The organism is Sedimentibacter sp. B4 (genome assembly GCF_000309315.1).
Lineage (GTDB): Bacteria > Bacillota > Clostridia > Tissierellales > Sedimentibacteraceae > Sedimentibacter > Sedimentibacter saalensis.
Window position 1 is genome coordinate 14,898 of sequence record NZ_CANG01000937.1, and the last position, 26,198, is coordinate 41,095.

The 26,198-nt window shown below is 35.9% G+C and carries 24 protein-coding genes; 6 read left to right on the forward strand and 18 right to left on the reverse strand.

Features of this window, described 5'->3' with window-relative positions; translation table 11 throughout:
- Positions 1-98: 98 nt before the first annotated feature.
- From BN358_RS16800 to BN358_RS16845, 10 genes are all read right to left on the reverse strand, one after another.
- Positions 99-2,135 (reverse strand): methyl-accepting chemotaxis protein, encoded by a 2,037-nt coding sequence (locus BN358_RS16800; RefSeq protein WP_019229694.1) that lies wholly within the window; start codon positions 2,133-2,135, stop codon positions 99-101.
- Between the two features lie 226 nt (positions 2,136-2,361).
- Positions 2,362-2,766 carry a bacteriohemerythrin gene (locus tag BN358_RS16805; protein ID WP_019229695.1) on the reverse strand — a complete coding sequence of 135 codons (405 nt, stop codon included), beginning with the start codon at positions 2,764-2,766 and terminating at the stop codon, positions 2,362-2,364.
- A gap of 100 nt (positions 2,767-2,866) precedes the next feature.
- Positions 2,867-5,086 (reverse strand): methyl-accepting chemotaxis protein, encoded by a 2,220-nt coding sequence (locus tag BN358_RS16810; protein WP_019229696.1) that lies wholly within the window; start codon positions 5,084-5,086, stop codon positions 2,867-2,869.
- 147 nt (positions 5,087-5,233) lie between these two features.
- Positions 5,234-7,258, reverse strand: a complete 2,025-nt coding sequence (locus tag BN358_RS16815; RefSeq protein ID WP_019229697.1) for a methyl-accepting chemotaxis protein — start codon at positions 7,256-7,258, stop codon at positions 5,234-5,236.
- A gap of 137 nt (positions 7,259-7,395) precedes the next feature.
- Positions 7,396-7,749: a hypothetical protein gene (locus tag BN358_RS16820; protein WP_019229698.1), complete on the reverse strand. Its 354-nt coding sequence runs from the start codon at positions 7,747-7,749 to the stop codon at positions 7,396-7,398.
- A gap of 8 nt (positions 7,750-7,757) precedes the next feature.
- Positions 7,758-8,135: a flagellar export chaperone FliS gene (fliS, locus tag BN358_RS16825; protein WP_019229699.1), complete on the reverse strand. Its 378-nt coding sequence runs from the start codon at positions 8,133-8,135 to the stop codon at positions 7,758-7,760.
- Between the two features lie 12 nt (positions 8,136-8,147).
- On the reverse strand, positions 8,148-10,427 hold the full coding sequence (fliD, locus tag BN358_RS16830) for a flagellar filament capping protein FliD (RefSeq protein WP_019229700.1): 2,280 nt from the start codon (positions 10,425-10,427) through the stop codon (positions 8,148-8,150).
- Between the two features lie 45 nt (positions 10,428-10,472).
- Positions 10,473-11,495 (reverse strand): chemotaxis response regulator protein-glutamate methylesterase, encoded by a 1,023-nt coding sequence (locus BN358_RS16835; RefSeq protein WP_019229701.1) that lies wholly within the window; start codon positions 11,493-11,495, stop codon positions 10,473-10,475.
- 2 nt (positions 11,496-11,497) lie between these two features.
- On the reverse strand, positions 11,498-12,301 hold the full coding sequence (locus BN358_RS16840) for a protein-glutamate O-methyltransferase CheR (RefSeq protein WP_019229702.1): 804 nt from the start codon (positions 12,299-12,301) through the stop codon (positions 11,498-11,500).
- 2 nt (positions 12,302-12,303) lie between these two features.
- Positions 12,304-14,331: a chemotaxis protein CheA gene (locus tag BN358_RS16845; RefSeq protein ID WP_019229703.1), complete on the reverse strand. Its 2,028-nt coding sequence runs from the start codon at positions 14,329-14,331 to the stop codon at positions 12,304-12,306.
- Between the two features lie 195 nt (positions 14,332-14,526).
- Between BN358_RS16845 and BN358_RS16850 the strand changes: the two genes are divergently transcribed.
- The 6 genes from BN358_RS16850 to BN358_RS16875 are packed head-to-tail and all read left to right on the forward strand — an operon-like array spanning position 14,527 to position 18,996.
- Positions 14,527-15,462 (forward strand): hypothetical protein, encoded by a 936-nt coding sequence (locus tag BN358_RS16850; RefSeq protein ID WP_040583867.1) that lies wholly within the window; start codon positions 14,527-14,529, stop codon positions 15,460-15,462.
- Between the two features lie 53 nt (positions 15,463-15,515).
- Entirely contained in the window at positions 15,516-15,962 is a 447-nt protein-coding gene (locus BN358_RS16855) for a hypothetical protein (RefSeq protein WP_040583869.1), read from the forward strand.
- The gene (locus BN358_RS16860) at positions 15,949-16,236 is read left to right on the forward strand and encodes an EscU/YscU/HrcU family type III secretion system export apparatus switch protein (RefSeq protein ID WP_019229704.1); all 288 of its coding nucleotides are present in this window, start codon (positions 15,949-15,951) and stop codon (positions 16,234-16,236) included. The genes BN358_RS16855 and BN358_RS16860 overlap by 14 nt, the downstream gene beginning before the upstream one ends.
- A gap of 43 nt (positions 16,237-16,279) precedes the next feature.
- Positions 16,280-16,912 (forward strand): PilZ domain-containing protein, encoded by a 633-nt coding sequence (locus BN358_RS16865; RefSeq protein WP_019229705.1) that lies wholly within the window; start codon positions 16,280-16,282, stop codon positions 16,910-16,912.
- Positions 16,913-16,917: 5 nt separating this feature from the next.
- Positions 16,918-18,702 (forward strand): S-layer homology domain-containing protein, encoded by a 1,785-nt coding sequence (locus BN358_RS16870; RefSeq protein ID WP_019229706.1) that lies wholly within the window; start codon positions 16,918-16,920, stop codon positions 18,700-18,702.
- Between the two features lie 21 nt (positions 18,703-18,723).
- Entirely contained in the window at positions 18,724-18,996 is a 273-nt protein-coding gene (locus BN358_RS16875; RefSeq protein ID WP_019229707.1) for a late competence development ComFB family protein, read from the forward strand.
- Positions 18,997-19,060: 64 nt separating this feature from the next.
- Here BN358_RS16875 and BN358_RS16880 read toward each other — a convergent pair whose 3' ends face one another.
- From BN358_RS16880 to flhA, 8 genes are all read right to left on the reverse strand, one after another.
- Positions 19,061-19,543 (reverse strand): chemotaxis protein CheD, encoded by a 483-nt coding sequence (locus BN358_RS16880; RefSeq protein ID WP_019229708.1) that lies wholly within the window; start codon positions 19,541-19,543, stop codon positions 19,061-19,063.
- Positions 19,540-20,145 (reverse strand): chemotaxis protein CheC, encoded by a 606-nt coding sequence (locus BN358_RS16885; RefSeq protein WP_019229709.1) that lies wholly within the window; start codon positions 20,143-20,145, stop codon positions 19,540-19,542. Before BN358_RS16885 ends, BN358_RS16880 begins: the two co-directional genes overlap by 4 nt.
- Positions 20,146-20,166: 21 nt before the next feature.
- Positions 20,167-20,556: a hypothetical protein gene (locus BN358_RS16890; RefSeq protein WP_019229710.1), complete on the reverse strand. Its 390-nt coding sequence runs from the start codon at positions 20,554-20,556 to the stop codon at positions 20,167-20,169.
- Positions 20,531-21,634, reverse strand: a complete 1,104-nt coding sequence (locus tag BN358_RS16895) for a DUF342 domain-containing protein (protein WP_019229711.1) — start codon at positions 21,632-21,634, stop codon at positions 20,531-20,533. The genes BN358_RS16890 and BN358_RS16895 overlap by 26 nt, the downstream gene beginning before the upstream one ends.
- Positions 21,635-21,654: 20 nt before the next feature.
- Entirely contained in the window at positions 21,655-22,356 is a 702-nt protein-coding gene (locus tag BN358_RS16900; protein ID WP_019229712.1) for a flagellar hook-basal body protein, read from the reverse strand.
- Between the two features lie 229 nt (positions 22,357-22,585).
- A complete protein-coding gene (locus tag BN358_RS16905; RefSeq protein ID WP_019229713.1) occupies positions 22,586-23,335 on the reverse strand; it encodes a flagellar hook-basal body protein in 750 nt (249 codons plus the stop codon).
- 11 nt (positions 23,336-23,346) lie between these two features.
- Positions 23,347-24,120, reverse strand: coding sequence for a sigma-70 family RNA polymerase sigma factor (locus BN358_RS16910; protein ID WP_019229714.1), 774 nt, complete (start codon positions 24,118-24,120; stop codon positions 23,347-23,349).
- A gap of 21 nt (positions 24,121-24,141) precedes the next feature.
- A complete protein-coding gene (flhA, locus tag BN358_RS16915; RefSeq protein WP_019229715.1) occupies positions 24,142-26,196 on the reverse strand; it encodes a flagellar biosynthesis protein FlhA in 2,055 nt (684 codons plus the stop codon).
- Positions 26,197-26,198 lie beyond the last annotated feature (2 nt).

Here is a 26,198-nt window from a genome sequence, read left to right on the forward strand (position 1 = left end):
AAAACAAGGGAAGATCTTTTAGAACTTACCCTTGTTTTTAAGCAATGTAAATTAATGAAATTTAAAAATGTTATAGAACAATATGCTAACCTCTAGATTTAGATTTCGAATTTGTTCACAAGATTATTAAGTATCTGTGACTGACCTGAGAGCTCCTCACTGTTTGCTGCGCTTGTTTCTGCTGTTGATGCGTTTTGTTGAACAACAGAGGATATTTGTTCTATTCCGCTTTTTATCTGGTTTACAGAAACTGCTTGATGAGATGAAGCCTCTGCTATTTCTGCTATGAGTTCATTTGTTTCATTGGTTTTTGAAACTATTCCGGACAATGATTTTCCTGCCTCGCCTGCCAGAGCTGTTCCTTTATTTATGGCATTAATTGAATTTTCTATCAATGCTGTTGTATGTTTTGCAGCTTCTGCTGATTTTCCTGCCAGATTTCTCACTTCATCGGCTACCACGGCAAAGCCCTTGCCAGCAGAACCAGCCCTTGCTGCTTCAACTGCTGCATTTAATGCAAGTATGTTTGTCTGGAAAGCTATGTCATCAATAACTTTTATTATTTTATTTATTTCTCTTGAAGTGTTACTTATTTCATCCATTGCTGAAAGCATTTGATTCATCTGGTCATTTCCTCTTTCAACTTCACTGGCTGCTTCCTTAGCCTTGTTTCCTGCACTTTCAGCATGTTCAGCATTGTTTGCTATTGTCTGGTAAATTTCGTTTATTTCTGCTGAAAGCTCTTGGATGGCGCTTGCTTGTTCTGTTGTTCCCTGAGCCAGAACCTGAGCACTGCTAGATACATGTTCTGCATTCATATTTATTGATTCAGATGATTCCTTGATTTTTCCTATGGTGTCTTTTAGTGTGTTTGACATGGAGAGAAGTGCAGATTTTAACTTAGCAAATTCACCTTCATAGTCATTTTGGAATTCCACATTTAATTTTCCTTCTGCCATTTCATTGAGCACATTTACGCTTTCATCTATATACGTTATATATGATTTAAGACGACCCGTCAAACTTCCTATGGAATGAGCAAGTTCTCCAATTTCATCGCTGCTTTTTATGTCTAAATCCACATCAAGTTCACCTTCTGCAAGCTTGTTTGTTATGGCTGTAATCTTCTTAATTGGCTTTGTAACTATGCCTACAATTATAAACATGGCTGCAGACAGCAGAACAATTGTCAAAATATATATTATTGTTATCAATTTCGTAAGATCTCTGGTGTTTGACATGAATTCATCTCTTGGAATTGCTGAAACAACTTTCCATCCTGTATCTCCAACTAGGACTGTATTTCCCATGTATTCACTATCTTTGTATGAGTACTTTATGACTTCTTCATTTAAATCTTGCGCTGATTTCAAAATGTTTTCGCTTACTCCAATGTCCTTGAACAATTTTAAAATATTGTCGGTATCCTTATGGGATGTTATAACATCACCTTCTGTCAAAAGAGTAAAATATCCATTTTCTCCAAGTTTGTACTCTCCTACAACCTGCGACAATTTGTCTATAGTTATGTCAATACCGGTCAAACCTACTATTTTACCTTCCGCATGGACAGGGGCAGTAATAGTTATGACCATGCTTCCTGTTGCAGCATCCACATAAGGTTCTGTGATGCATGTAACATCATCTGTTATGGTTTTATAGTACTCTCTTGTTTTCAAGTCAAAGGAAGCATCTGATACTCCGCTTAAATCATCCACATAATATGACGGTTCAGCTTCAGCTATGTATGCTGAAAGCATTACGTCGCTGTTTGATTTTTGCGTTTCTATTAATGTATTTCTGAGTACTTCATATCCATCTACACTTGGAATGTAGTCACCCGGTTCTGCATCCATCAAAAAATTCTGTATGTTTTTATCTTGTGCCATTTGCTTTGCAATTGTAACATATCGTTCAAAAAACAACTCTGCATCCTTACTTACACTCTGGGATGTTTCACTCAATATTTTCTTTTCATTTTCTGTGAGCCGGCTGTTTAAGGTTGTGCTCAGCACAATTCCTGTTAACGTTAACAACAGTGTGCTGCCAATAAACAAAACAATTACAAGCTTTGTTTTTATACTCTTTGCAGCGGTTCTTTTAGTTGCATTATTTTTGCCTTTTATCCCTTTCATTTTCTCCTCCTTAAAATGCATACAAATATATTATCGGATTTTCGATGCGAAAATTTACCATTTTTTTATAAATATAAAATTATAACGATTAGAAACTAAAAGAGATACAATGTCTACATTTTAAGTATAAAGAAATATTTTTGTTTCTAAATTTAATACGAAGCTTACGTACATCAGTATGCGCATAAAAACGGATCATAAGTACTAAACTAATGACCCGTCAATATTATTTTAGATTCTTGGCAAATTCGCCTATTTTTTTGTCTGCCTGTGAAATGTGTTTAGTGAGCCAGTCCAAAATAAACTGGTTTGAATTCAAAATAACAGTTAAATTTACACCGTCTTTTTCATATTCACTTCTTAATTCCTTAAGCTTTTTGATGAATCCTTCATGCATTTGCTTTTGAGCGCTTAATTCAGGATAATTAATACTTTGCATGTAGCGTTCCTCATCCTTGAAATGGGTCCTGGTGTATTCATCAAGAAAGTCAAACATTTTAACTATGTATTCCTTTGATTTTCCGCTTTTCCCTGCTTCGAAAAGCTGATCAGCTTTCTCAAACCACTTTTTATGCTGCTGATCTATTAAATCAACCCCAACCTCTAAATTTTTAGTCCACATTAAAGCCATATGAGCCTCCAAATATTTTATTATGCATGAAAATTTACAATTGTGTCTTTTTCCATACTTATGGTTTATACCCTTATTTTTCAACTATTAATCATATAATTTAGATAGTCTCATGTATAGCTTCACTGGAATCTTCAACTAATTTTATTTTTTCCACAAGTTCTTTCATAATCTGAGCCTGGCTTGACAGTTCTTCACTTGCAGCTGCACTTTCTTCCGCTGTTGCAGAATTTGTTTGTACTATAAATGAAATTTGTTCAACTCCATATAAAACCTGAGTTGCTGCTTCTGACTGTTGTTTAGAAGCTTCGGTAATTTCTTTTATCATATCTTCAACAACTTGAGTTTTTTCAACAGCGATATTAAGTGCTTCATTTGTCTTGGCTGCTACTTTAGTTCCTTTTGCAACTGCTCTTAAAGCATTTTCTATTAGCTGTTCAGTATTTTTTGCTGCTTCTGCACTCTTGAGTGCAAGATTCTTAACTTCGGTTGCAACAACTGCAAATCCGTTTCCTGCAGAACCTGCCCTTGCTGCTTCAACAGAAGCATTGAGAGCAAGAATATTTGTTTGGAATGCAATGTTGTCAATAACCTTTATTATTTTCCCGATTTCCTTGGAAGTCTCGTTAATTTCCGACATTGCATCATTCATTTCCTTCACATAATTGCTGCTGTTTTCAACTTGTGCTGCTGATTCAAGGGATGCTTCCTTTGCTTTGCCTGCATTTCTGGCATTGCCGTTTATTTGTTCTGTTATTTCACTTATTGTTGCAGAAAGTTCCTGAACAGAGCTTGCCTGTTCAGTTGCTCCCTGGGACAGTGCCTGTGCACCGCCTGCCAGCTGCTCAGAACCGCATGCAACCTGTTCTGCACTTTCGTTTACCTGTCTTACCATGCGATTTAAATAGCTGTTAATCTGCTCCAATGAAATAACTATTGAATTGAAATCACCGTTATATTCACTATCAATTTTGTTTGAAAAATCTCCATCCGCAATTGCTCCTAAGTGAAATGAAATGTCATTTATTATTATATTTAACCCTTTGACTGTGGAGCCTAGGGATTTTATGAGTGTTCCGATTTCATCATCACGTGTAGTTTTTTCAATTTCTGTGTGTAAATCTCCTTCAGCAAGATTCTTAAGCCTTTCAGCACATAAAATAATTGGATTTGCAATGTTGTCAGATACCTTCTTTCCGATTGAATACGCTACTATAAGAGACAATATTGAAATTATCAAAGTGATGAGTAAACTTAAATTTGTGGAGCCTGTATATTCCGATTGAGGAGCGCTTATAAATAGTCCCCATCCATCGCTTCCTTTAATAAAAGAATATGCAATCAGATTTTTTTGTCCGTCTAATTCATATTCACCAAGGTCAAGTTTCATGCTCAGCATCTTTTGCTCGACTTCAGCCAATTGCTTGTTGATTCCATTTTCTTCGTAGGATTTTATTATGTTTTCTGATTCGACGACCTTTTCATAAACAGGATGTGCAATTGTATATCCGTCCTTGTCCAGTATGTAGGCAAATCCACCTTCGCCGATTTTAACGGAGGAAACCATGTCTGACAATACCTTGCCGTCCAGCACTATGACTGCAGCACCAATTATTTTCGAACCATATACTCCGTCTTCCCACAGAGGCGCTGATACAGTAAATGTAACCTTGTCAAATTTATCATTCATCTTTGGTTCAGTAATTACTGTACTTCCTGCCATAGCAGAAAAGAAATAATCAGTATCTCCTATCATGTATATTTGTTTTGTGATTGGAGATTCTCCTTTTCCTTTTGTATTGGTTGTATACGCATCAAGCAGCCCATATGCCTTCGTCATTTGCGTGACTATTTTTGCTTTTTGCTGATTGTTTACAGTCATATCAGAAAGCTGCTGGTTAAGCCCTATGTTGTTGGCAACTGCCCTGTATATATCAAGTTCATTTTCAATTGATTCTGATGACACCTGGGCAACGTTATCCATTGTACGTTCAAGAGTATCAAATGTGATTTTGTAGCTTTGATAAGCAGAAATTCCCCCTAATATAATTACCACTGCAAGTATTAGTGAAATAAAGCTTAAGAATATTTTTGACTTTATGCTGGTTTTGTTTGTGATTGTAAAGGCCAAATCTCCGACTTTTTTTCTTATGAATTCAATGATTTTTTTTAACACTTTGTTACTGCTGATACTTTTGTAAGTATTGCTGAAGATTTTCTTAATGTTGTTGATAAGATTTTTAATATTATTATTTTTGCCTAATAAGTCTTTTACTTTTAGTTTTTCCTTAATGTTAAAGTTAAATTTAATTTTTTTCACAAGATCCCCCATATTAATTTATAATCATATACAGTCCATTTAATATATCGGCATTTTTTTCATAAATTTAACATTATATGAAAATTAATATTGGGGACGGACCCTTGAGTTGAAAAATTAAACTCTAGGGTCCGTCCCCTAATTTTTTTACAGATTGAATTTGCTTACCAGTTCGTTTAATATGTGTGACTGGCCAGACAGTTCCTCGCTGTTTGCAGCACTGGCTTCTGCAGATGCTGCATTTTCCTGAACAACTGATGAAATTTGTTCTATTCCGCTCTTTATTTGATTTACGGAAACAGTCTGATGCGAAGATGCACTTGCAATTTCAGCAATAAGCTCGTTGGTCTCATTTGTTTTATTTACTATTCCGGACAATGATTTTCCTGCCTCATCAGCAAGAGCTGTGCCCTTGTTGATTGCATTTATGGAATTTTCAATCAATGCTGTTGTCTGCTTTGCAGCTTCAGCAGATTTTCCCGCAAGGTTTCTTACTTCATCTGCAACAACTGCAAAACCCTTTCCTGCGGAACCTGCCCTTGCTGCTTCTACAGCAGCATTCAAAGCAAGTATGTTTGTCTGGAATGCTATGTCATCTATTACTTTTATTATTTTATTTATTTCTCTTGAAGTCTTGCTGATTTCATCCATTGCAGAAAGCATTTCACTCATCTGCACGTTTCCTTTCTCTACTTCACTGGCTGTTTCCTTGGCCTTGTTTCCTGCACTTACAGCATGCTCAGCATTGTTGACTATGGTGTGATATATTTCATTTATTTCTGCCGACAGTTCTTCTATGGCGCTTGCCTGCTCAGTTGTTCCTTGAGCCAGTACCTGTGCTCCGCTTGACACTTGTTCCGCATTCATGTTTATTGATTCAGAGGATTCCTTGATTTTGCCTATAGTTTCCTTAAGAATATCTGAAAGTGAAAGTAAAGATACTTTTAATTTTGCAAACTCACCGTCATAATCATTTTTAAGCTCAACATTTAAGTTCCCTCTAGCCATTTCATTCAGCACATATTCACTTTCAGCAATGTATGCTATATAAGATTTGAGACGTGCTGTAAGACTCCCTATTGACTGGGCCAATTCACCTATTTCATCGTTGCTTTTTATGTTTATTTCTGCATCAAGTTCACCGGCGGCAAGCTTATCAGTAATATCAGTAATTTTCTTGATTGGTTTTGTCATCTTTTTAATCATAACCGTCATCACAGCCAGGAGCGCAATAATCATGACAGCAAATATAATTACGATTGACATAATAATCTTTTGTGTATGAGATGTGAATTCATCCTTTGGCAGCGATGAAAGTATCTGCCATCCGGTATTTCCAATTTCAACGCTGTTTCCAATATATGTTTCACCGTTGTATGTAAATTCTGTGACTTCTCCTGTACGGCTGTTTACAGACTGGATCATATTTTCACTTATGTCTATGTCATTTATTGATTTAAGAAGGCTGTTTTCATCCTTGTGTCCTGCAATGATGTTATTTTCAGTAAGCAATGTAAAATTTCCTGTTTCCCCCAGCTTATAGTTTCCTACCATAGCAGTCAGCTTGTCAATGGCAATATCCACAGCTGTCAATCCTATGACCTCGTTGTTTGACTTTACAGGAGCAGAAATAGTTATTACAATTCCACCAGTTATTGCATCAAGATAAGGATCTGTTATGTATATTCTGTTTTCTGTAACTGCCTTGTAATAGTCCTTGGAAGAAACATCATAGTCTTCCTTTGAATAAACTGTTGGTGATACAAGATAAAAATCATCTTCAGCAATATATGCTGACAAGATTACATCAGGATTTGCCTTTTGAGTTTCATCTACTGTCTGTCCAGCAGTCATAAATCCTTCTGTTTCAAGAAGAGTCTCACGTCCTTCTGCATTGATCATAAAGTTCTGCAGATTCTTATCCTGTGCCATTTGTTCAACTATTGCAATATAACGTTCGAAAAATGCGTTTGCCTCATTGCTTACGCTTTTTGTCGTTTCATTCAGGATATCCTTTTCACTGTTGGTAAAATATTCGTTGACTGTCATTCCAATTACGACACCTGTTGCAAGGAGAGCTAAAAAACATAACACAAACAATGTTAATGTTATTTTGCTTGCTATTGAAGTTTTTCCTAAAGTAACTTTTACCTTATTGCTATTTCTTTTCATAAATCCTCCTAGCCGTTCCTAATTTTTTACTGCAATCATAATTTTTTAGTAATATTATTTAAAATATTACTGAGGACGGACCCTTATTAGTGTCCGTCCACTCAATGATTCGTCCCCGTATTTACCCCACAATGATATTATGCTTTGATGTTTAGCTGCCCCAATGATGATGAAGGCTCATTGAGTTTCGTTTTAACAACCTTTATTTCATCATTAAGATTCTTTCTGATTTGCTTGTCCATTTCAATTATTTCTTGAACAGACTGATTAATGAGTTTCTTAATGTTTTTTACTTCATCTGTGTCTTTTGTGCTGTTTACTTTTTTAATTTTTTCATCTATTTCGCTAACTGCATTGATGAACTCTATTCTTTTTTCAACCATTGAATTCACATTATCATAGTCGGTTTTAACAGATAATTCTGTTATTTCCCTTGTGAAGCCCTTCAGTCTTTCAACAGCTTCAAGCTTTGATTTAAACAAATTTTCCATGAGTCACCTTAATTTTTTGCTGACTTTGAAATTTTGTCAGCTTCTTCCCAGGTGTTTCTCAAATCCTTCACCAGTGGTAGTATGTTATCTATGTTCTTAATTGACTTCATGGATGAAGCCAATATAAGTTCCTTGTTAAAAAACATGTACATTTCTCTTAAATCCTTGGAGATTGCATAATTGTCATCAAGCGTTACAATGAGATGATTAAAAATTTTCCTGCACTTTTCAAGGTTGATGCTGGCATTTTCAAAATCGTTGTTTTCCATTAATATTTTGCTCATATTCATTTTTTTAATTGCTTCATCGTAAAGGAGCACCAGCAGTTCTCCTCTGGTCATTGTATTGACTGAAGTCTTTTTATATTGCTCAAAAGCGCTTATCATTTAATCTCCTTTCTAACCCATCATGTCAGTGAAATAGGAGCTTTGAGAGTTAAGTTTATTTAAAGTTGTCTCCAATGATGTAAACTTACTCCAGTACCTCTTTCTTTCAACTTCCATCTTGTCCTTTAATTCTGCCATTTTGCCATCATAGTCTTCTATTCTTTTAGAAATATTGTTCTTGTCTGAAGTAATTCCTTTGTCTAGTCCTGCTTCGTCAATGAGAACTCCGGTTGTACCATAGGCTCCTACGTTTGCCACCAGCAATTCTCTGATACGAACACCTAAACCTGAAATTTCTCCTTCCACAGAAGTGGATCCCGAAAACAGGTTTGCTATTTCATCAGGGCTCTCTAGCAGTTTCGCCTTTAATTTGTCCTCATCTATTACCAGTTTTCCGCTGGTATCCATAGTTGCAGAAGAAATACCTATATCGGATAGTGTCAGACTGCTCACTGAAGTCTTGCTTGTCATGGTTTGTCTCAATTTGCGCAGTACATTGTTCATGTTGCTGTCACCATAAAGCACTCCTTTTTGGGCTTGTTCGGTCCAGTCCTTTATTTCGTCTTCTTCCATTTCATCCTGCTGGTCTGGTGTAAGAGGCTGATAGTCTCTGTTAGGTTTTTCTTTTGTTTTTGTATTCAATAATTCAATTATTTCATTGTAATCATTTATAAATCCCTTAATTCTTTCTACTACTTCATCAACATTGTTTGTAACGTCGAAAGTTATTTCAGTATCGCTTTCAGTCAGACCTTCTGATTTTTTATTCAGTTCTATGTTGATTCCATCAATTGAAAAATTGGCAGTGCTTCTAACTACAGAAGTTTTTACACCGTTTAATGTATAGTCCATTATTGTGTCTTTACCGTTGACTACATTTTGGTACGTTGCATCTCCGAACAAAGCTTCTGATAGATTTCCGCCACTGACTTCTTCAATTTTTACAGCCATGTTCGATCCTGTTTCATCAGCTTTGATTGAAAAAGTGTCTGTGGTTGACAAATATGAAATTGTTACTTTTGCATCAGCATCGTTGTTGATTGTCTTAATTATGTCGTTTAATGATGCAGTTTTTTCAAACTCAAAAAGCTTGTCGTTTATTTTTATTGCATATCCGCTGTTGCCATTTGAAAGTGTTGTTTCATTAAGTCCAAGCTTTAAACCAGATTCACCTATTGCAGAAGACTTATTCAATCTGTTGCAATCACCTGATTGAATGCCTGTAAAGTTGCTTAATTCTGCACTAATACCGCTTACACTGAACAGGTTTGTGTTTGAACTGCTGTCCACTGTTTTAAATGTCAGTTTTTTTGTGTCCAAACTGTCATAGCTTACTTCAACTTTTCCGGCACCATAACTTTTATCCAATTCAGTCTGCAAATAACTTTTAAGATCCGAACCGTCTGTTATTCCTTCTTTTAAATATATAGTCTTTGAAACTCCGTTATAATCAAATTTAAAGTATGAACTTGTATTTGAGAATATATCAGATTGTGTCCTGTTTAATTTTTCGTTGTCTACTGCCTCTATGGACGCAGCCGGTTCACCAACCTTCATATTAAGAAACTCTAGAACATCGTTGCTTGCAGCTGTAAGCTTTGTTGTTGTTCCTTCAGGAGAGTTAATAACCAGCTTGTTATCACCAGATACACTGTATCGCAATACATTATCGCTTGCGTCAGAAGAAGTACCACCGTTCAAATCAGCTATTTTTTCAATTTGGCTGTTGAGCTGGTCAGCTACTGCCTGTAAATCGACCTTTGCATCTCCCAAACCAAACTTGCTGTCAATGGTGAGCTTGTATGACTTGCCTTCATATTCAATGTTCATGGAATCTCCTGCCAGAGATGATAGGTAGGTGCTCAGACCATCTGAACTAAAGGACTGAGTGGATGTTGTATATGTGGAAGTCATGGAAGCATAATCTGCTACACTTGATATGCTGTTTATGGAGAAATTTTGAATATTTGCCTGATCTCCGGACACATTAACATAATTAGATGTAGATTTAAATGAATATGCCTTGAAAAAGTTTGAACTCATAATATTTGTTTTTGATCCAGATGAATAAGAAAGATACTTGTTGTTGAATGAAACAAGCTTGGAACTTATTTCCCTGTACGCCTGCTGCTTGTACAACAACTTTTGTTTTGCTTGGTAAGCCTTATTTATTTTTGATTTTGTTCCTGCCAGCATCTGATTGACTAAATCGTCTGTGTCAAGTCCAGAAACCAGTCCTCCGAAGCCTTTGCTTGTTGATGAGCCATATAAGCTTGTCGATAATGTTGACATTTTTTTCCCCTTTCTGCTGCCGGTAAATTAATTGGCAACTCCATATTATTTATTCAAATGCTTTATAAGTATTTCTGCTATATCTTCTACATCCGATTGAACCATCACAGCCCCTATGTTGAATGCAACCATTGGCATTCCATAAACAACAGAGGACTTTTCATCCTGTCCAACGGTATATGCACCTGATTTTTTCATGTTCAACAGTCCTTGTGCTCCATCCTTACCCATTCCTGTGAGGATTATCCCTACGGAATTTTTACCTGCATTTTCAGCTACGGAGTTAAACAATACGTCAACTGACGGGCAGTGGCCGCTAACCTTTTCGCCGGGCTTGCAGGAAACATAGTACCCTTTATCGTCCTTTGCAAGCTTCATTTGTTTATCGCCTGGAGCTACCAAAACAAGACCTTTTTCAACTCTGTCTCCGTCCAGTGCTTCTCTTACTTCCAAATCGCATATTTTATTGAGCCTGTCAGCGTACATTTTTGTAAATCCTGGTGGCATATGCTGGGTAACCAGTATACCCGGCATATGAGCCGGAAGTGATTTTAAAATTGTGAGTGTTGCTTCCGTTCCTCCTGTTGAAGCTCCAATTGCTATTACTTTTGATGAAGTTATTTTTTCGAGCTTTTTTGTTTCAGGAATTTTAGACGATGTAAACGGAACAAGTTTTGCTATGGAAGCAACTTTTATTTTTGTTCTGATTTCTCTAAAAAACATTGGCAGGTCGTTTTTAGACGACATGTCTGGTTTCTTGACAAAATCAACTGCTCCTGCATGAAGGGCATCAAAGACGCTTATGTTCATAGAACTAACAAGAACAACCTTCAATGGATTTTCCTCCATGAGCTTCTTTAAAAACACCAATCCACTCATCTTTGGCATTTCAACATCCAACGTGAGAATGTCAGGCTTGAGGGATTTAATTTTTTCAAGAGCATCCACGGGATCAACAGCCATTCCCACAACTTCTATGTGAGGATCTTCGCTTAATTCTTTTTTTAAAACATTTCTGAACAGAAGAGAATCATCTGTGATTAGAACCCTTATTTTGTTAATTATCATAGCTATTCCTTTCTGTATATTGCAGGACTTATGTACATGAATTTTGATTGGTTTCTCTGTATTGTTTCTGCATGTCCAATCATTAAGTACCCCTGCGGTTTTACAGCTTCATAAAACTTGTTAACAATATTCATCTTTGTTTCTGCATTGAAGTAAATCATTACATTTCTACAAAAAATCACATCGTACTTGTTCTTTGCAGGGATGGTGTCCATGAGGTTGAATACTTTGAATGTTATATTCCTTTTTATTTCCGGAACCACTTGGTATCTTCCGTCAGGAGTTTTTTCAAAATATTTCTTCTTGTAGGATTCAGGAAGCTTAGATAGGCTTTCTTCTCCATAAATTCCTTCCCTGGCTTTTGAAAGAACATTTTCTGAAATGTCTGAAGCAAGAATTTGTATTTTCCATGAAGAATTGAATTTAAAATAATCATCCATTACCATTGCCAGTGTATATGGCTCTTCTCCTGAAGAACACCCTGCGCTCCAGATGTTCAGCACTTTCATCTTGTTGTTTTTTTCTTCATATGGAAGAAATACTTCCTTCAAGAATTTGAAGTGGTTTTCTTCCCTGTAGAAATATGTGTAGTTTGTTGTAAGCTTGTTGATGAGAAGTGTTATTTCTTCTTTGTCGTTTTTCTTTATGCTTTCAAGGTACTGGCTGAAACTGTTCATGCCTTTTCGTTCTACTAAATTGGACAGCCTTCCTTCAATCAATATTCTTTTTTTTGAAAGGTCTATGCCGTAATTGCCATGCATTATTTTTACAAATTCCAAAAATTCGTTATCTGTTAATTTTACCATACTTACATGCTTTCTATTAGATTTCCTATGTCTAGGATTAAGTTGATGCTTCCGTCTCCAAGTATGGAACAGCCGGATATTCCAGATTCTTTAAGGCTGTACTTTGCAAGAATCAGAGGCAGTGGTTTTACTACAACCTGTTGTTCTCCAACAATTTTATCCACAAACAGGCACACGCTTCCATCTCCTGATTCCACAAGTATGAGTATTCCGTCATCAATATTGGTGATCTCAGTTTTTATATTGAAGTACTCATTTAGTCTTATAACAGGATAGCACTTATCTCTTATGAGGATCATTTCACCGCCGTCAGTGTTATGTATTATTTCTTCTTCAGTTGTCTTGAAAGACTGCTGTATATTTTTAATAGGAATTATGAACTCCGAGTCTCCAACCACAATCTGCATACCTGACACAATAGTCAATGTCAAAGGTATTTTAAATGTAACAACGGTTCCTATGCCTTCCTTGCTGTCTAGGACTACAGTTCCTCCGACCTTTTCAACATTTGACTTTACCACATCCATTCCAACGCCTCTGCCGGAATATTCTGTTACAGTTTCATTGGTTGAAAATCCGGGAAGCATGAGGAACTGGAATATTTCCTTAGGTGTGTAATCACCTTCTGATTTTGTGAGAAGATCCTTTGTCTTTGCTTTTTCAAGTATTTTCTTAAGCTCAAATCCTCTTCCGTCATCTTCAACGGTTATGTGAATTTCACCGCCTGTGTTTGACGCTGAAAGTCTTATAGTTCCCTTTTTGTTTTTGCCTTTGTTTATTCTGTCATCTTCAGATTCTATTCCATGGTCCATGGCGTTTCTCACAAGATGCATGATAGGGTCTGAAATTCCGTCTACTATTGTTTTGTCAATTTCAGTTTCTTCACCTGACAAAATAAGTTCAACTTCCTTGTTCAATTCCTTGCCCATGTCTCTTACAATACGCTTCATTTTCTGGAATATTCCGGATACCGGCACCATTCTCAAGGACATAACTATGTCTTGAAGCTCGTCAGTAAGTTTTCTCATCTGCCTTGTGGATTTTGTAAAGCTGTCAAGATTGAGCTTCTTTATTTCATTGTCTGCTGCAACCATTGATTCTGCAATTACAAGCTCTCCCACTATATTAACAAGCTTGTCAAGCTTTGAAAGATTCACTGTGATTAAATTCTGCTTGCTGTGCTTAGCTGAAGATTCCACCTTTTCTGTTTTTTCTGTCTTTGCAGCCTGTACAGGCTTTACTTCATTGTTTTTAGCATTTGTATCTGATGAATCTTTTTTTGTTTCTTCATTTTGAGTATTTTCATTGTACTCCAGCACTGTATAATTCTTTACGTTGAGCGCTTCTCTTATGACACCCACAGCAGGTTCAAGAGATTCCTTGTCAAACAAGTAGACGAAAAATCCTTCTTTAACAATTTCATGAGATGTATCGCTTATTGTTTCAACGTTCTGAGGTTTGTAGGAAAAATCAATGCCTGTTTCTTTCAATTGGTTGACAATCATGAACGCCCTTAAATTTTCCATTCCTATGTCGTCATCAAATATAACCTTTATTGCATATTTTTCTTTTGGTTGCTTGTTAGTAACGTCCTCAGTGAGAACTGCTTCTTCTGCTGCAGAGCTTCCGTTTGATATCACCTGCAGAAAATCAAATATCTCTTTTTCAAAATGTTCCAGATTTTCTTCAAGTTCTTCCCCTTTTTCTATTTTGGATATTTCTCCCTTTATGAAATCTGTAAATTTAAATACGAGATTTACCAATTCTTCATTGTATTTTTTGTCTGCGCCGTTTTCTCTTATGTAAAAAAATAAATCTTCAATTTTATGTGATATTGTCATGATGCTATTAAACTGCATCATTGCGGATGAGCCTTTTATAGTGTGCATTATTCTAAATATTTCATCTACGCATTCTTTGTCAAATGCCTGATCGCTTTCTGCTCTCAGAAGTATGTCATCCAACTGTTCAAGCAGCTGTCTTGCTTCAAAAAGATACATGTCAAGCACAGAATCAAAACTATTGTCCATTTTAGGTCTCCTTAATATTCCTATCTATCTTGTTTTTTATATCGGCAAAATTTGAAATTTATTAAGCACAATAGGGAATTTTTTTAAAATTTATATAATAAGCAACTTATTAAAATATTAAATATGACGATATAATAATTAGCAAAACTGCTTATTCTTTGTTATAATAATATATAATTAATTTCAGGAGATTCTATGTTAGACAACAATATAAACATAAAAACCCACAATCCCATAGACAATAACAATACCAGCAAGCCGACCCATAAGACGGTACAGGTTGCACCACTTGATGTTGCTGACCCGACAAGGGTAAATAGGACACCAAAACAGGATTCCGGAAGTCAATCCGGTCAAAGCCAGCTAAACTACAATCCTGATTCTGTTTTTGAAAAATTCATCAAGTCACTTGGGAATTCCCCTGTATTATCTGAAGGAGCTAAAAAACTGCTCTTGAACAAGCAGTTTATCAATAGTAACATTAAAAGCGATTCTGTTTTAAAGTCTTTGTTTGAAACATTTTTAAAAAGCATTGAGATGGACGAAACTGAAATTTTAAATTTTCTAAAATTCCAGCATGGATCATACACAAAGTTTCAAGGCGACTTTTTCAATTCATTGAGAAGTTTATTAAAAAGCAACCCTGACAACAATGATTTTAAAATTGTACTCAGAAACTTCTTAAAAAGCTATGATTGTTTTGTTTCGGTTGATGAAACAAACAAATCTATCAATGCAGCCTTAAATAACATAGAAAGAAATCTGCCTGACATGTTAAAAAATTCATTTAGTGAGCTTACAGACAAGCTGTTGAATAATTACTCGTCAAATGGCACGGACATAAATTTAAACCTATTAAAAAATGAAATACTGCCATTTGTGGGACGATATATTTCAAAAATGAATGATTTCGGTCCAGTAAGAGATTACGTTTCTGTCCTTGTTCACAACATGGTCAGACTGGAAAATGCCTCAAGAGATAATTTTTCTGAGAATTTGGATAATTTATTTGAATTTGTGAGATATAACTTCAGCCTCGATGAAGAAGATATGCAAAAGCTAAAAATGTCACTTATAGATACATACGAAACAGCATCAACAAAAAAAATAATTCCGTTGATTCGTTTTTAAAGCTCATAGATTCAGGCATTAAAGAAAGCAAAAACCTTGTAAACAAGGGGACCATGGAAGATATGGCAGAATCCCTGCTTTTCAGTCAGGATGTCCACATCCCTCTGACACACATGTTCTTGCCGCTGAATTTCAACAACATGTTCATGTTTTCTGAGATATGGATAGGAAAGGAATTTGAAATTTCCGAAAAGGACAAAAAAAACAAGCAAATTTATGTGCAGACATACAAAGTTTTTATAACATTCGACATACAAAATGTAGGTTATTTTGAAACAACACTTGTGCTAAAAGAATCAAGATTGTCACTCGACATTTATGTTCCAAATAGTCTGACAGGCACTATTGAAACAATTAAAAATGACCTTAACAAAATTCTCAGCAAAAATAATTTATCAGTTTCATCTTTAAATGTTAATGAAAGTATAAGAAAAAGAAGATTCAGTGAAGTCTTCAGCAATTTGTCAGAAAGGAAAAGCGGTGTAGATGTCACAATATAAAAACAATTCAAGCTCAAAAAGAGCAACAGCATTAAGGTATGATGCAGGAAAAAACAAAGCACCTGTTGTAATAGCCTCAGGTTCAGGCTACATTGCCGACAAAGTTGTTGAAATAGCTGAAGAAAGCGGAATACCTGTATACAAGGATGATTCTCTTTCTGTGATACTTTCGCAGCTTGATGTAGGATCAGAAATTCCTGAAGAGCTTTTCAGTGCAGTGGTGGATATATATGTTTACTTTTTAAATTTCAAACTTCCTAAAAACGAATCTTAAAAAAATTATGACATAATGATACTAATACAAAGGGAGGAGTTATATGGACAACTCAGGACTTTTAGTTAAAGTTTACAATTTAAATAAAGATTTGGCAGGTGTCGGTACTTTGTTAAGCATTAACAACGATACAATAAAAATCAAGGGAAGTGATCTTCCTGAAATCAAATCCGGAACAAAGGTATATATTGAAATATACAATGAGCTTACAGGAATTACACCTTATATTTGTGAAATAGGCGTTGCGTCAAGAAATCAGCTTAATGCACACATCAATAGCAGGGAACATATTATTGAGCGAAGAAATTCATTGAAAGTTAGAACAGATTTGTCTTTCTATATTGAAAACCTCATTAGAGAGGACGAAGATATTACAAAAGATGTCCCCAACATGAAAATAAACGTGCTCAATTTAAGCGTGGGAGGAATGCTCATTTCATCAAATTATGACTTATTAATAAATGATGAAATTAAATTCCACTTTCAATATGCAAAGTATCAGCTCATTTTAATGAAAGCAAAAGTAATCCGAATAGACAAAAAACAAGATCCTGACAATGAGGATATTGAAACTGTCAATTACGGATGTTCTTTTGAAAAAATGGCAAGATACAACGAATCAGTAATCATGCAGTATTTGTATGACAGGCAGCTTCAACTTTACAGGAACAGGTAGATAAAATGAAAAAAATAATAATATTAACAATAACTTTGCTGTTGTCCATAAGCTTTTGCAAAGTTTACGGAGCAGAAAGCAATTATTTGAGGGCTAAATTTACTGAAAGCACAGTTTCAGGCACAAATTTCAAGGAAATAACAATAACACCCTACCGCTATCAAAACGGTTCAAAATTAGAAGACGATGAAGAAACATCTTATTACATATACCTTCCTTCCGGTTACCAGGTAAACGGTAAAAGCGCAACCTTTGTGGCAGACAGAGAAGGAGAATATCCATTTACAGTATATTACTCCAATTATAAAAAGACATTTGTGTATAAGGTGGATGACATAGACGAAGATATAGATGAGGATGAAGATGAAGATATAAGCTTTGAATATGAACTAGAGTATGATTATGAAAAAAAGCAGATTCTTTTCCATATGGAAACAGACAAGTTAAGGAAAATCACAACTCCAAAGAGCACCTCTGCTACAAATGAAATAAACTATTACGTAGATAATTTAACTAACAATGTGCCTTGTGAATTCAGCATTAAAATAGATGATATGACCTATGACTATAAGATAATCAAACAAGGAGAGTTTTATCTTTTGATTGAGCTTTGGCCTCTGGATTACAACAATTACAGTACCCTGGTGGAATACAAGGGTTATAATTTCACAAATAACTTTAACTACACAGTATATCCGTCAAAAGACATATATGAAGACAACGGCAATTATGAGGCATTAGTTAAATCTACAGAAGGTTCATCTCAAAATTTGTTCATATTTAACATTGATGATATTGATTACAGAAGGCCTGAACTTGAAGCAGAACTCCATGATGACGACACATTTTACCTTGAAATGAAGGACGATTTTGGACTTGACTACATGATTACATTTGACGGCAAGTATATTCCCATAGGCAAATCCTCAGCAGTTAAAGATTTTTCATACAACCATACTACAGCCATAGCCTATAACGGCGAATATATTTTCACTGTGGTTGATAAAAATGGAAACAGAAACGTTGAAACAGTAAAAGTAGATTCAAAAAAAACTGCAAAAAAACACAAGCTTAATCTAGATGTGCACGAAGAAGATTATACAGAAGAATTATTTGAGAACAAAGGTCTCCCCTATGATGACTCTAAAGATGAAGAGACTTATTTTGAATCAATGATTCCTTCTTATATGAGCGGCAGCAATTTCCTGTTTAAGCCAAATTCACCTATTACAAGAGCTGAAATGGTCACAGTCTTCTGCAGGCTCAATGATTTGCCCTATGACAGAAACGCATATCTGAAGGCAAAATTTACTGATATTGAAACTCACTGGGCGAGGGATTACATTTCCATGGGAAGCGCAAAAAAATTTGTTTCAGGATACAAGGACAAGACTTTCAAACCGGACGGATATGTTACAAGAGCAGAGTTCTGCCAAATGCTTACAAAAATTAGCGCATACAAAGCAAAGCTCACTGCAATACCGGCTTCAAGCAATTACATTTTTGACGACACTGCAGGTCACTGGGCTGAAAGCGAAATTATAAAAATAACAAGCAGGGATTTAGTATCAAGCTCCGGCAGCTTATTTTATCCGGACAAGCCTATTACAAGGGCTGAAGTAGTTCATGCCATAAACATGCTATATGGATACAATCCTTCAAGTCTGGAATTAAATTTCATAAATTCCATGTATAAAAAATATTACAATTTTACGGATATTCAAGGTCACAAATATTATAACGACATTATTATTTCTGCAGTAGGCATGTACAGGGAAATAATTCAATAAAATAAAAGGAGTGAGCATACAATGGTATTAAACTATATGGAAGAAATAGTTGAAAATTATCTTAACAACGTTTTAAAAACCGACAAAGCATACGCAGATACATGCAAATGCTCAAGCTGCATGGATGATATGATGGCAAAAGCCTTAAACAATCTGAAACCTTACTACATAACCACTAAAAAAGGGGAAATATTTGCTGAGTACTCTTCCTTGGAAATACAGCATCAGGCTGAAGTAATCACAGAAGTTATAAAAGCAATAGATTTCGTATCAAAAAACAAAAAACATCAATAAACCAAATCCGGGGACGTACCTTTTAGTTGAATAAATCAACTTAAGGGTACGTCCCCGGATTTTATTAAATTACTTTTATATTTTTAGCAAATGATTTTATGGTCAGATTTCCTGTATTGCTGTCAAAAATTATTGTTCTGCCGTAGTTTTCTCCTGTGTCTGCTGCCACAAGCTTCACCTTTAAATTTTGAAGGGTTTCTTTTGTGGCTAAAACATTTCTTTCACCAATGTTTCCGATGGTTGAGTTGCTTTTAATTTCAAACATCTTGGCTCCTCCTGCAATTTTTGCAACCATCCTGGAGCGCATGCAGCCCATCATTTCCATTTTCTTTACCATTTCAGCTATTCCTGTATCAGCATATTTGAATATATTTGCCTTGTCTTCATTTTTGTTGTATGGAAGCATAATGTGAGCCATCCCCGCAATTTTAAGCACTTTATCCGTTATGCAAATTCCAACACATGATCCAAGGGCATATGATATGAGCCCTTCCGGTGAAGTCACTATCTTCATGTCTGATATTCCGACATTTACTTCTTGGCTCATATTTCCATTCCAAACTTTCTAAGCAATATTTCCAGGGATGACATGCTTGGCAAAAGAAGCATGTGGCTGTATATGGTTTCTTCCTGACAAAAGTATTTTTCTCTTATGAAAATTACCCTGTCTGCTGCTTCTGAGAATTCTGCAGTAACTGCATCAAGAAGAGCTCCTGACATATCTATGTTCAGGCTTGGAACTGTTATGTCAATTGCCATGTTTGTGAGAGAAGATATTGAATTTACATATGAAGATACCATTATGTTGCCTATTTCCGACAAAGCTGACATTTCCATTTCAGAAATATCCTCGAAGCCTTGAAGTTCGGTGCCTAAAAGCGAATTTAAAATCATATGCACAAATTCTTTTTTAAGTAAAAACAATATTACACCTTCAATTTCACCTTCAAAGCTTACTAAGATTCCAACAACTACATTTTCAGCTCCTCCTATGGAATTTATTACATTCTCATAATCAAGCAAACTTACTTCAGGAACATTCATGTCTATTCTCTTTGACAACATTTGTGAAAGAGATGTGGCAGCGTTGCCTGCTCCAATATTCCCTATTTCCTTTAAAATATCTATATGAATTTCGTTTAATTCCATTTTGCCTCCTTGACTCTTTTTTCATTCAAGGTCAGACGGATTCAATGGCACAACTGATATGTCGTTTCCGTCATTGTAAATCTTGCTGTAGCTTATGTCCTGTCTTACCCTGTGCTTCATCCATCCAATTGTTATCTTTGTGTTAGCATACATTATTCCCTTACAGACTACTTTATGATTTGCTACGTTGTCTGTTGGAATAATTTCAGTAAGCTGTCTTTTCAAATCCTGTATTTCGTTGTTAACCTTTATTTTTTTTAGCACAAGCTGTTTTTTTACTGCATTTTTACTGTTGGCATCCATGCTTGAACTCATAATTACATCTGTTTTTTCTTCGATATCTTTAAGCTCTTTATTTTTCAAATCCAATTCCTTTTCAAGGCTGTCATTGATTTTTTTCTTTAGCAGCATAAAGCTTTTGTTCTTCCATGTAGCGTGTTAAGTTTATAATGATATTTGTTTCTGCGTTTGTCTTGCTTCCTATGGTCTTTGCATAGATCATATTTTCAGCCTGGCTGGTTCCTCCAATTATCGCTGCACTTGAACCACGGAGCATTATAGATTCCTTTGCAGTTACATCGCTGTTAATAAGAGCTTCCGCATATATGCATTTATCGGTAACAATTGTTGCATTTTCAATATACTTGCTTGTTATATTGCCTTTGGCATATATTGTTCCTTTTCCCATGCCATTCATTCCCTTGCCTATAACAACTTCTCCCTCAGCTTTTATGTGAGCTCCTTCAACCATACCGCGTATCTTAATGTCTCCTTTTGAAGACACTGAAAACCCTGCTTTCACATCACCGTTTATTACAACATTTCCAACGAAATCTATGTTTCCTGTTTCGTTGTCCACATTTTCAACCTTGTAGACACTTTCCACATAGACTTTGTCATTTGATATTTCAGCGCTTCCGTCTGAGGATGCAAGAAGCTTGAGGCCATCATCCGACACATATGTGTTGTTTCCGTTGTTAAATGAAACTGTATTGCCTTTTTTGTAAGCTATTGCCTCTCCGTAAACATCAATTCCGTCCTCACCATCCTGCACAGGAATTATATGGCAGAGTACATCGTCTTTATTAACATTTATAACATTGTTCAAATTGTGAAAATCAATTGAACCGTCTTCCTTTTCTGTAAATCTGCATTCCTTTGAAACATCAAAATCATAAACGAGCTCTGCGTCCTTACCATTTACAGGCTCTTTGCCGCAAGCTGCCGTAAGTTCCTTACTATATTCCTTGTTCTGGCAATATGATCTGATTTCGTCTTCTCTTATTCCGTAAACTATTCCCTGTTCAGCCAGATAGTTTAGTATTTCCTCCGGGCTGATCTCTGTTTCTTTGTCAAACAACTCTATTCTTACGTAAGTTTTTAATTTGTTCGCTGATACTAAATGATTGATGTTATACTTCAGCAGTGCTTCTTCACTTTGAGCCTCATTTGCCTCCACACCGTCCTGCAAGCTGTTAATTTCTTCCATAGTACCGCTCCTTTAGTTATTTAGCTTCTTAAAGAGTTTATTGTTTGTTCAATTTCGTCTGCAGTCTGTATTACATTTGAATTCAACTGAAATGATTTTTGAATTTGAAGAAGTTTTACCATTTCCTCAGCCAAATCAACATTGGAAGATTCCAGGAAGCCTTTCATAACCCTTGATTTTTCTGAAAGGCTGTACTCAGCATCTTCATTTGCAATACGAAACAAATTGTTTCCTGCCTGCATTAAGTCACCGTTATTCATAAACTCAAAAACACCTACATTTATAATATCGTCAGAATTTTCCAAAATTATAGGTTCTTCCTCATTATTTAAAACAAAGCCTCCCTGATATGTGAGGTAGTTCTCATCATCAATATTTGTTACCTGAAAGCTTCCTCCTCTTGTATACAAGTTTTCGTCTTCAAACTGCACAGCAAAATAGCCATCTCCTGCAATTGCAAAGTCAGTTTTTCCTCCTGTGGAATACAGGGCTCCCTGATTGAACATTACGTCTACCTTATTAAGTCTGCTTCCGCTTCCTGATTTCATTTCTGTGTTTTCTCCTTCAGAACCGCGTATGTTTGTATACATCAAATCAGAAAACTCAGCCTTTGATTTTTTAAATCCTTCTGTCTGGATGTTGGCCATGTTGTTTGAAATAACATCCAGGTAATTTTGATTGCTTGTTGCTCCGTTTACTGCAGTGTAATATGCTTTAATCATAATTGCTCCTTATTGACAAATATTTTAAAATCATATAGCTTTTCTCTGTTAAGTGACAAATTTCCCAGGAAATAAAATTAATTTTAGACTATTGACAAACCCCTACGCTGTCATCATGAACGTTAGTGAAGAATCTCATTTTTGTTGAAAACATGAGATTCTTCGAGCAAGCTCTCAGAATGACAACGTCCAGAATATATACCTTGTCATCAACCTGAAATTAATTATACTAATTTATTTTTCCTATTTCATTAACAGCCTTGTCTTGAATCATGTCATATATTTTAAATGCTTGGGCCGCTGTTTGAAGAGCCCTTTGAGATGACATTATATCTGTCATTTCCTTTGTGACATCAACGTTGGACCTTTCAATTGTACTGTTTATAACCTCAGGATATTCCACAAGTTCAGGATCTTCTTCTGATGTGTACAACCCTTCTCCTGTTTTGTTAAGACTGTTGTAGTCAAGGAAATCATATACTGCAACTCTGTCCACTTCTTCTCCGTCAACAATGATTGTGCCGTTGTTGAAATCAAACTCATCGCTTCCCACATATATTTCTCCGTATTCGCCCTGTACCCTTCCTGAACCCTGAAGAACAAGGTATCCTTCATTGTCTATGTTGAAGCTTCCATTTCTTGTGTATAAAACTTCTCCCCCGTTGTCCACTGCGAAAAAACCTGCTCCCATAATGGCAAAATCAGTGTTTCTGTCTGTCTGCTCCAGTGTTCCCTGTGAATGTATGGTGTTGTTTTCAGCCATTGTCCTTATTATTGAAACATTGTCCAGGGGAACTGACTCTTCTCTTATTCCATCCTGCTTGTACTTGTTTATGAACAGACTTCCGAAGTTTGTAGTCACAGCTTGTTCTTTTTTATAACCGGCAGTGTTAAGATTTGATATGTTATTGCTTGAAATGTCAATTTTTCTTTGTTGGGTTAGCATTCCTGATGTTAAAGCATAAAATCCTCTTGACATAAAACACCTCTTTATTTTTTATCGTACATATATTGTCTTATTCCATGCTCCAATTTCTGCAGCGCTGAAGTATGTATCTGCGATATTCTTGAATTGCTGATATTTAAAATTTCTGCTATGTCCTTCAGTTTCAGCTCTTCGTTATAATAAAGTGATACAACCAGTTTTTCTTTTTCATTCAATTTGTTTATGCCGTCTTTTAAAATTGCATAAAGCTCTTTAGTTTCAAGCTCCTGCTCCGGAAGCTCATAGCCAGAACTTGTTTCCAGTTCCCTTAGATTTGTTTCACTCAGCAGTTCTTCAAATGACAACATGGCAGTGCCGTGGGCATTTCTCACTATGTTGTTGTATTCAGTAATGTCAAGTTTAAGATGCCTTGCAATTTCTTTGTCATCAGGCTCCCTCCCCAGCTTGAATGTAAGCTCATCCTGAGCTTCCTTTACTGTCTTGAAGTCATTTTTAACCTTTCTGGGTATCCAGTCCTGCTTTCTGACGTAGTCAATGATAGATCCCCTGATTCGAATTGTTGCGTATGTTTCAAACTTGATGTTCTTTGACAGATCAAACTTGTCTATTACATCAATAAGCGCAATTATGCCTTCATTGACAATGTCTTCCACATCACCGTACTGTTGGTATACGCCTCTTAACTTCAAAGCGATTATTTTAACCAGATAGCTGTATTTTTCTATAATCTGATTTCTTATTTTTATGTCTTTAGTAAAAGCATATTGTTCCCATAAATAATTTTCATCTACAATTGTTGTTTTCTCAGTTAAAATCATATCATCACTCTCTCATACCAATTAAATTGCAATATTGCCTAATGCTTGTATCTGCGTAGAATTATCAATTTCATTAAATGATAACACAATGGCCTTTGGATAAAATTGATCTAAAAGTTTCCTAAAATATCCCCTCACAAATGGAGATGTGAGAATAATTGGAGTGTTCAGCTCATTTTTCAGTTTATTTATCTGTTCTAAGAGCTGTCCCACAAGCTTCTGCATTACATCAGGGTCTATGGATAAATAAGATCCTCTTTCGTTTTTGTTTATTGCGCTTATTATTATTTTTTCAACATCTGTACTGAGTGTTATTACCTTTATTTGACCGCCTTCTGCCCATTTCCTCGTTATAGTCCTCTTAAGTGACTGGCGCACATATTCTGTAAGCATTTCAGTGTCCTTTACAGAAGAACCGTAATCGCTTATAGTTTCAAGAATTGTTTCCATATCCTTTATTGGAATTCCTTCTCGAAGGAGATTTCCTAAAATCTTTTGGAGATTTCCCTGGGAAACAACTCCGGGAACAACTTCCTGCACCAACAGTTCATTTTCTTTCTTGATGTTATTAAGTAGTTGGTTTAAATCCTGTCTTGATAGCAGTTCATGAGCATGTGTCTTTATAACTTCTGACAAGTGAGTTAAAAGCACCGACAAAGGATCAATTACTGTGTAGCCATATATTTCTGCAAGTTCCTTCTTGTCCTTTGTAATCCACTTGCTCGGTATACCGTAAGCCGGCTCAATAGTTTCTATGCCGTCAACTTCACCGGACAGGCTTCCTGGATCAAGTGCAAGGTAATACTCGACCAGTATTTCTCCTCTTGCCACTTCTTCCCCTTTGAGCTTGACCACATATTCATTGGGGTTTAAGTATCCGTTGTCTCTCAGTCTAACTGAAGGAACAACCATTCCCATTTCCTGGGCAAACTGCCGTCTGAACATTACAACCCTGTCAATGAAGTTACCTCCGCTTGCCTCGTCCACCAAAGGAATCAAACTGTATCCGACTTCCATTTCAATTGGATCAATTTGAATGAGTTCATATATGTTGTCAATATTTCTGAAATATTCTTCTTCTGAAGGGGTTGCTTCTTCACTTTTAGTTTCTTCATTTTCATAATCATTAACTTTTTCACTGCCTCCCTCAAGAAGCTTGTACCCTAAAAATATGAAAATAGCTGCAAGTGTAAAGGTCTGAATTTTAGGAAAGTTCGGTATGAGTCCCATTATTATCAATACAATTCCTGAAATTATCAGGACTATAGGCTGTGATTTGAACTGGCTTGTCAAATCCACATTCATGGTGGACTCTGAAGCTGCTCTTGTAACAATCATACTTGTTGCAGTTGATATTAAGAGAGCCGGTATCTGGGAAACCAGGCCGTCACCTACTGTTGAAATTGAATATGTTTGAATTACCATAGCAAATGTGGAACCGCCCTGAACCATTCCTATTATTACTCCGCCTACAAAGTTTATGGCGGTAATAATGATTGACATGATGGAGTCGCCCTTGACGAATTTAGTGGCTCCGTCCATTGCTCCGTAAAAGTCTGCTTCTCTTTGTATGTTGTTTCTTCTTTTCTTTGCTTCAATTTCAGTTATTATTCCAGAGCTTAAGTCTGCATCTATTGCCATTTGCTTACCAGGCATTGCATCCAGGGTGAAACGCGCCGTTACTTCTGCGATTCTTTCAGCACCTTTTGTGATTACAATAAACTGAACCAATACAATAATTATGAACACTATGAATCCTACTACTGCATTTCCGCCGAGAACGAAGTTACCAAATGTTGCAATAACTGCTCCTGCATCCCCACTGTTTGTAAGTATTAGCCTTGTTGAAGAAATGTTCAATGACAACCTGAACAATGTGGTTATGAGCAAAAGCGAAGGAAAAACTGAAAATTCCAGGGCTTCTTTTATATACATTGTTGTAAGCAATATTATTATGGATAATGCTATGTTGATAATAAACATCAAATCCAGTACAAACTCCGGAAGTGGAATTATTATCATGAGTATTATTGCTATTATGAATAGTGAAATGGAATTGTTAAGTATCTTCTTCATAT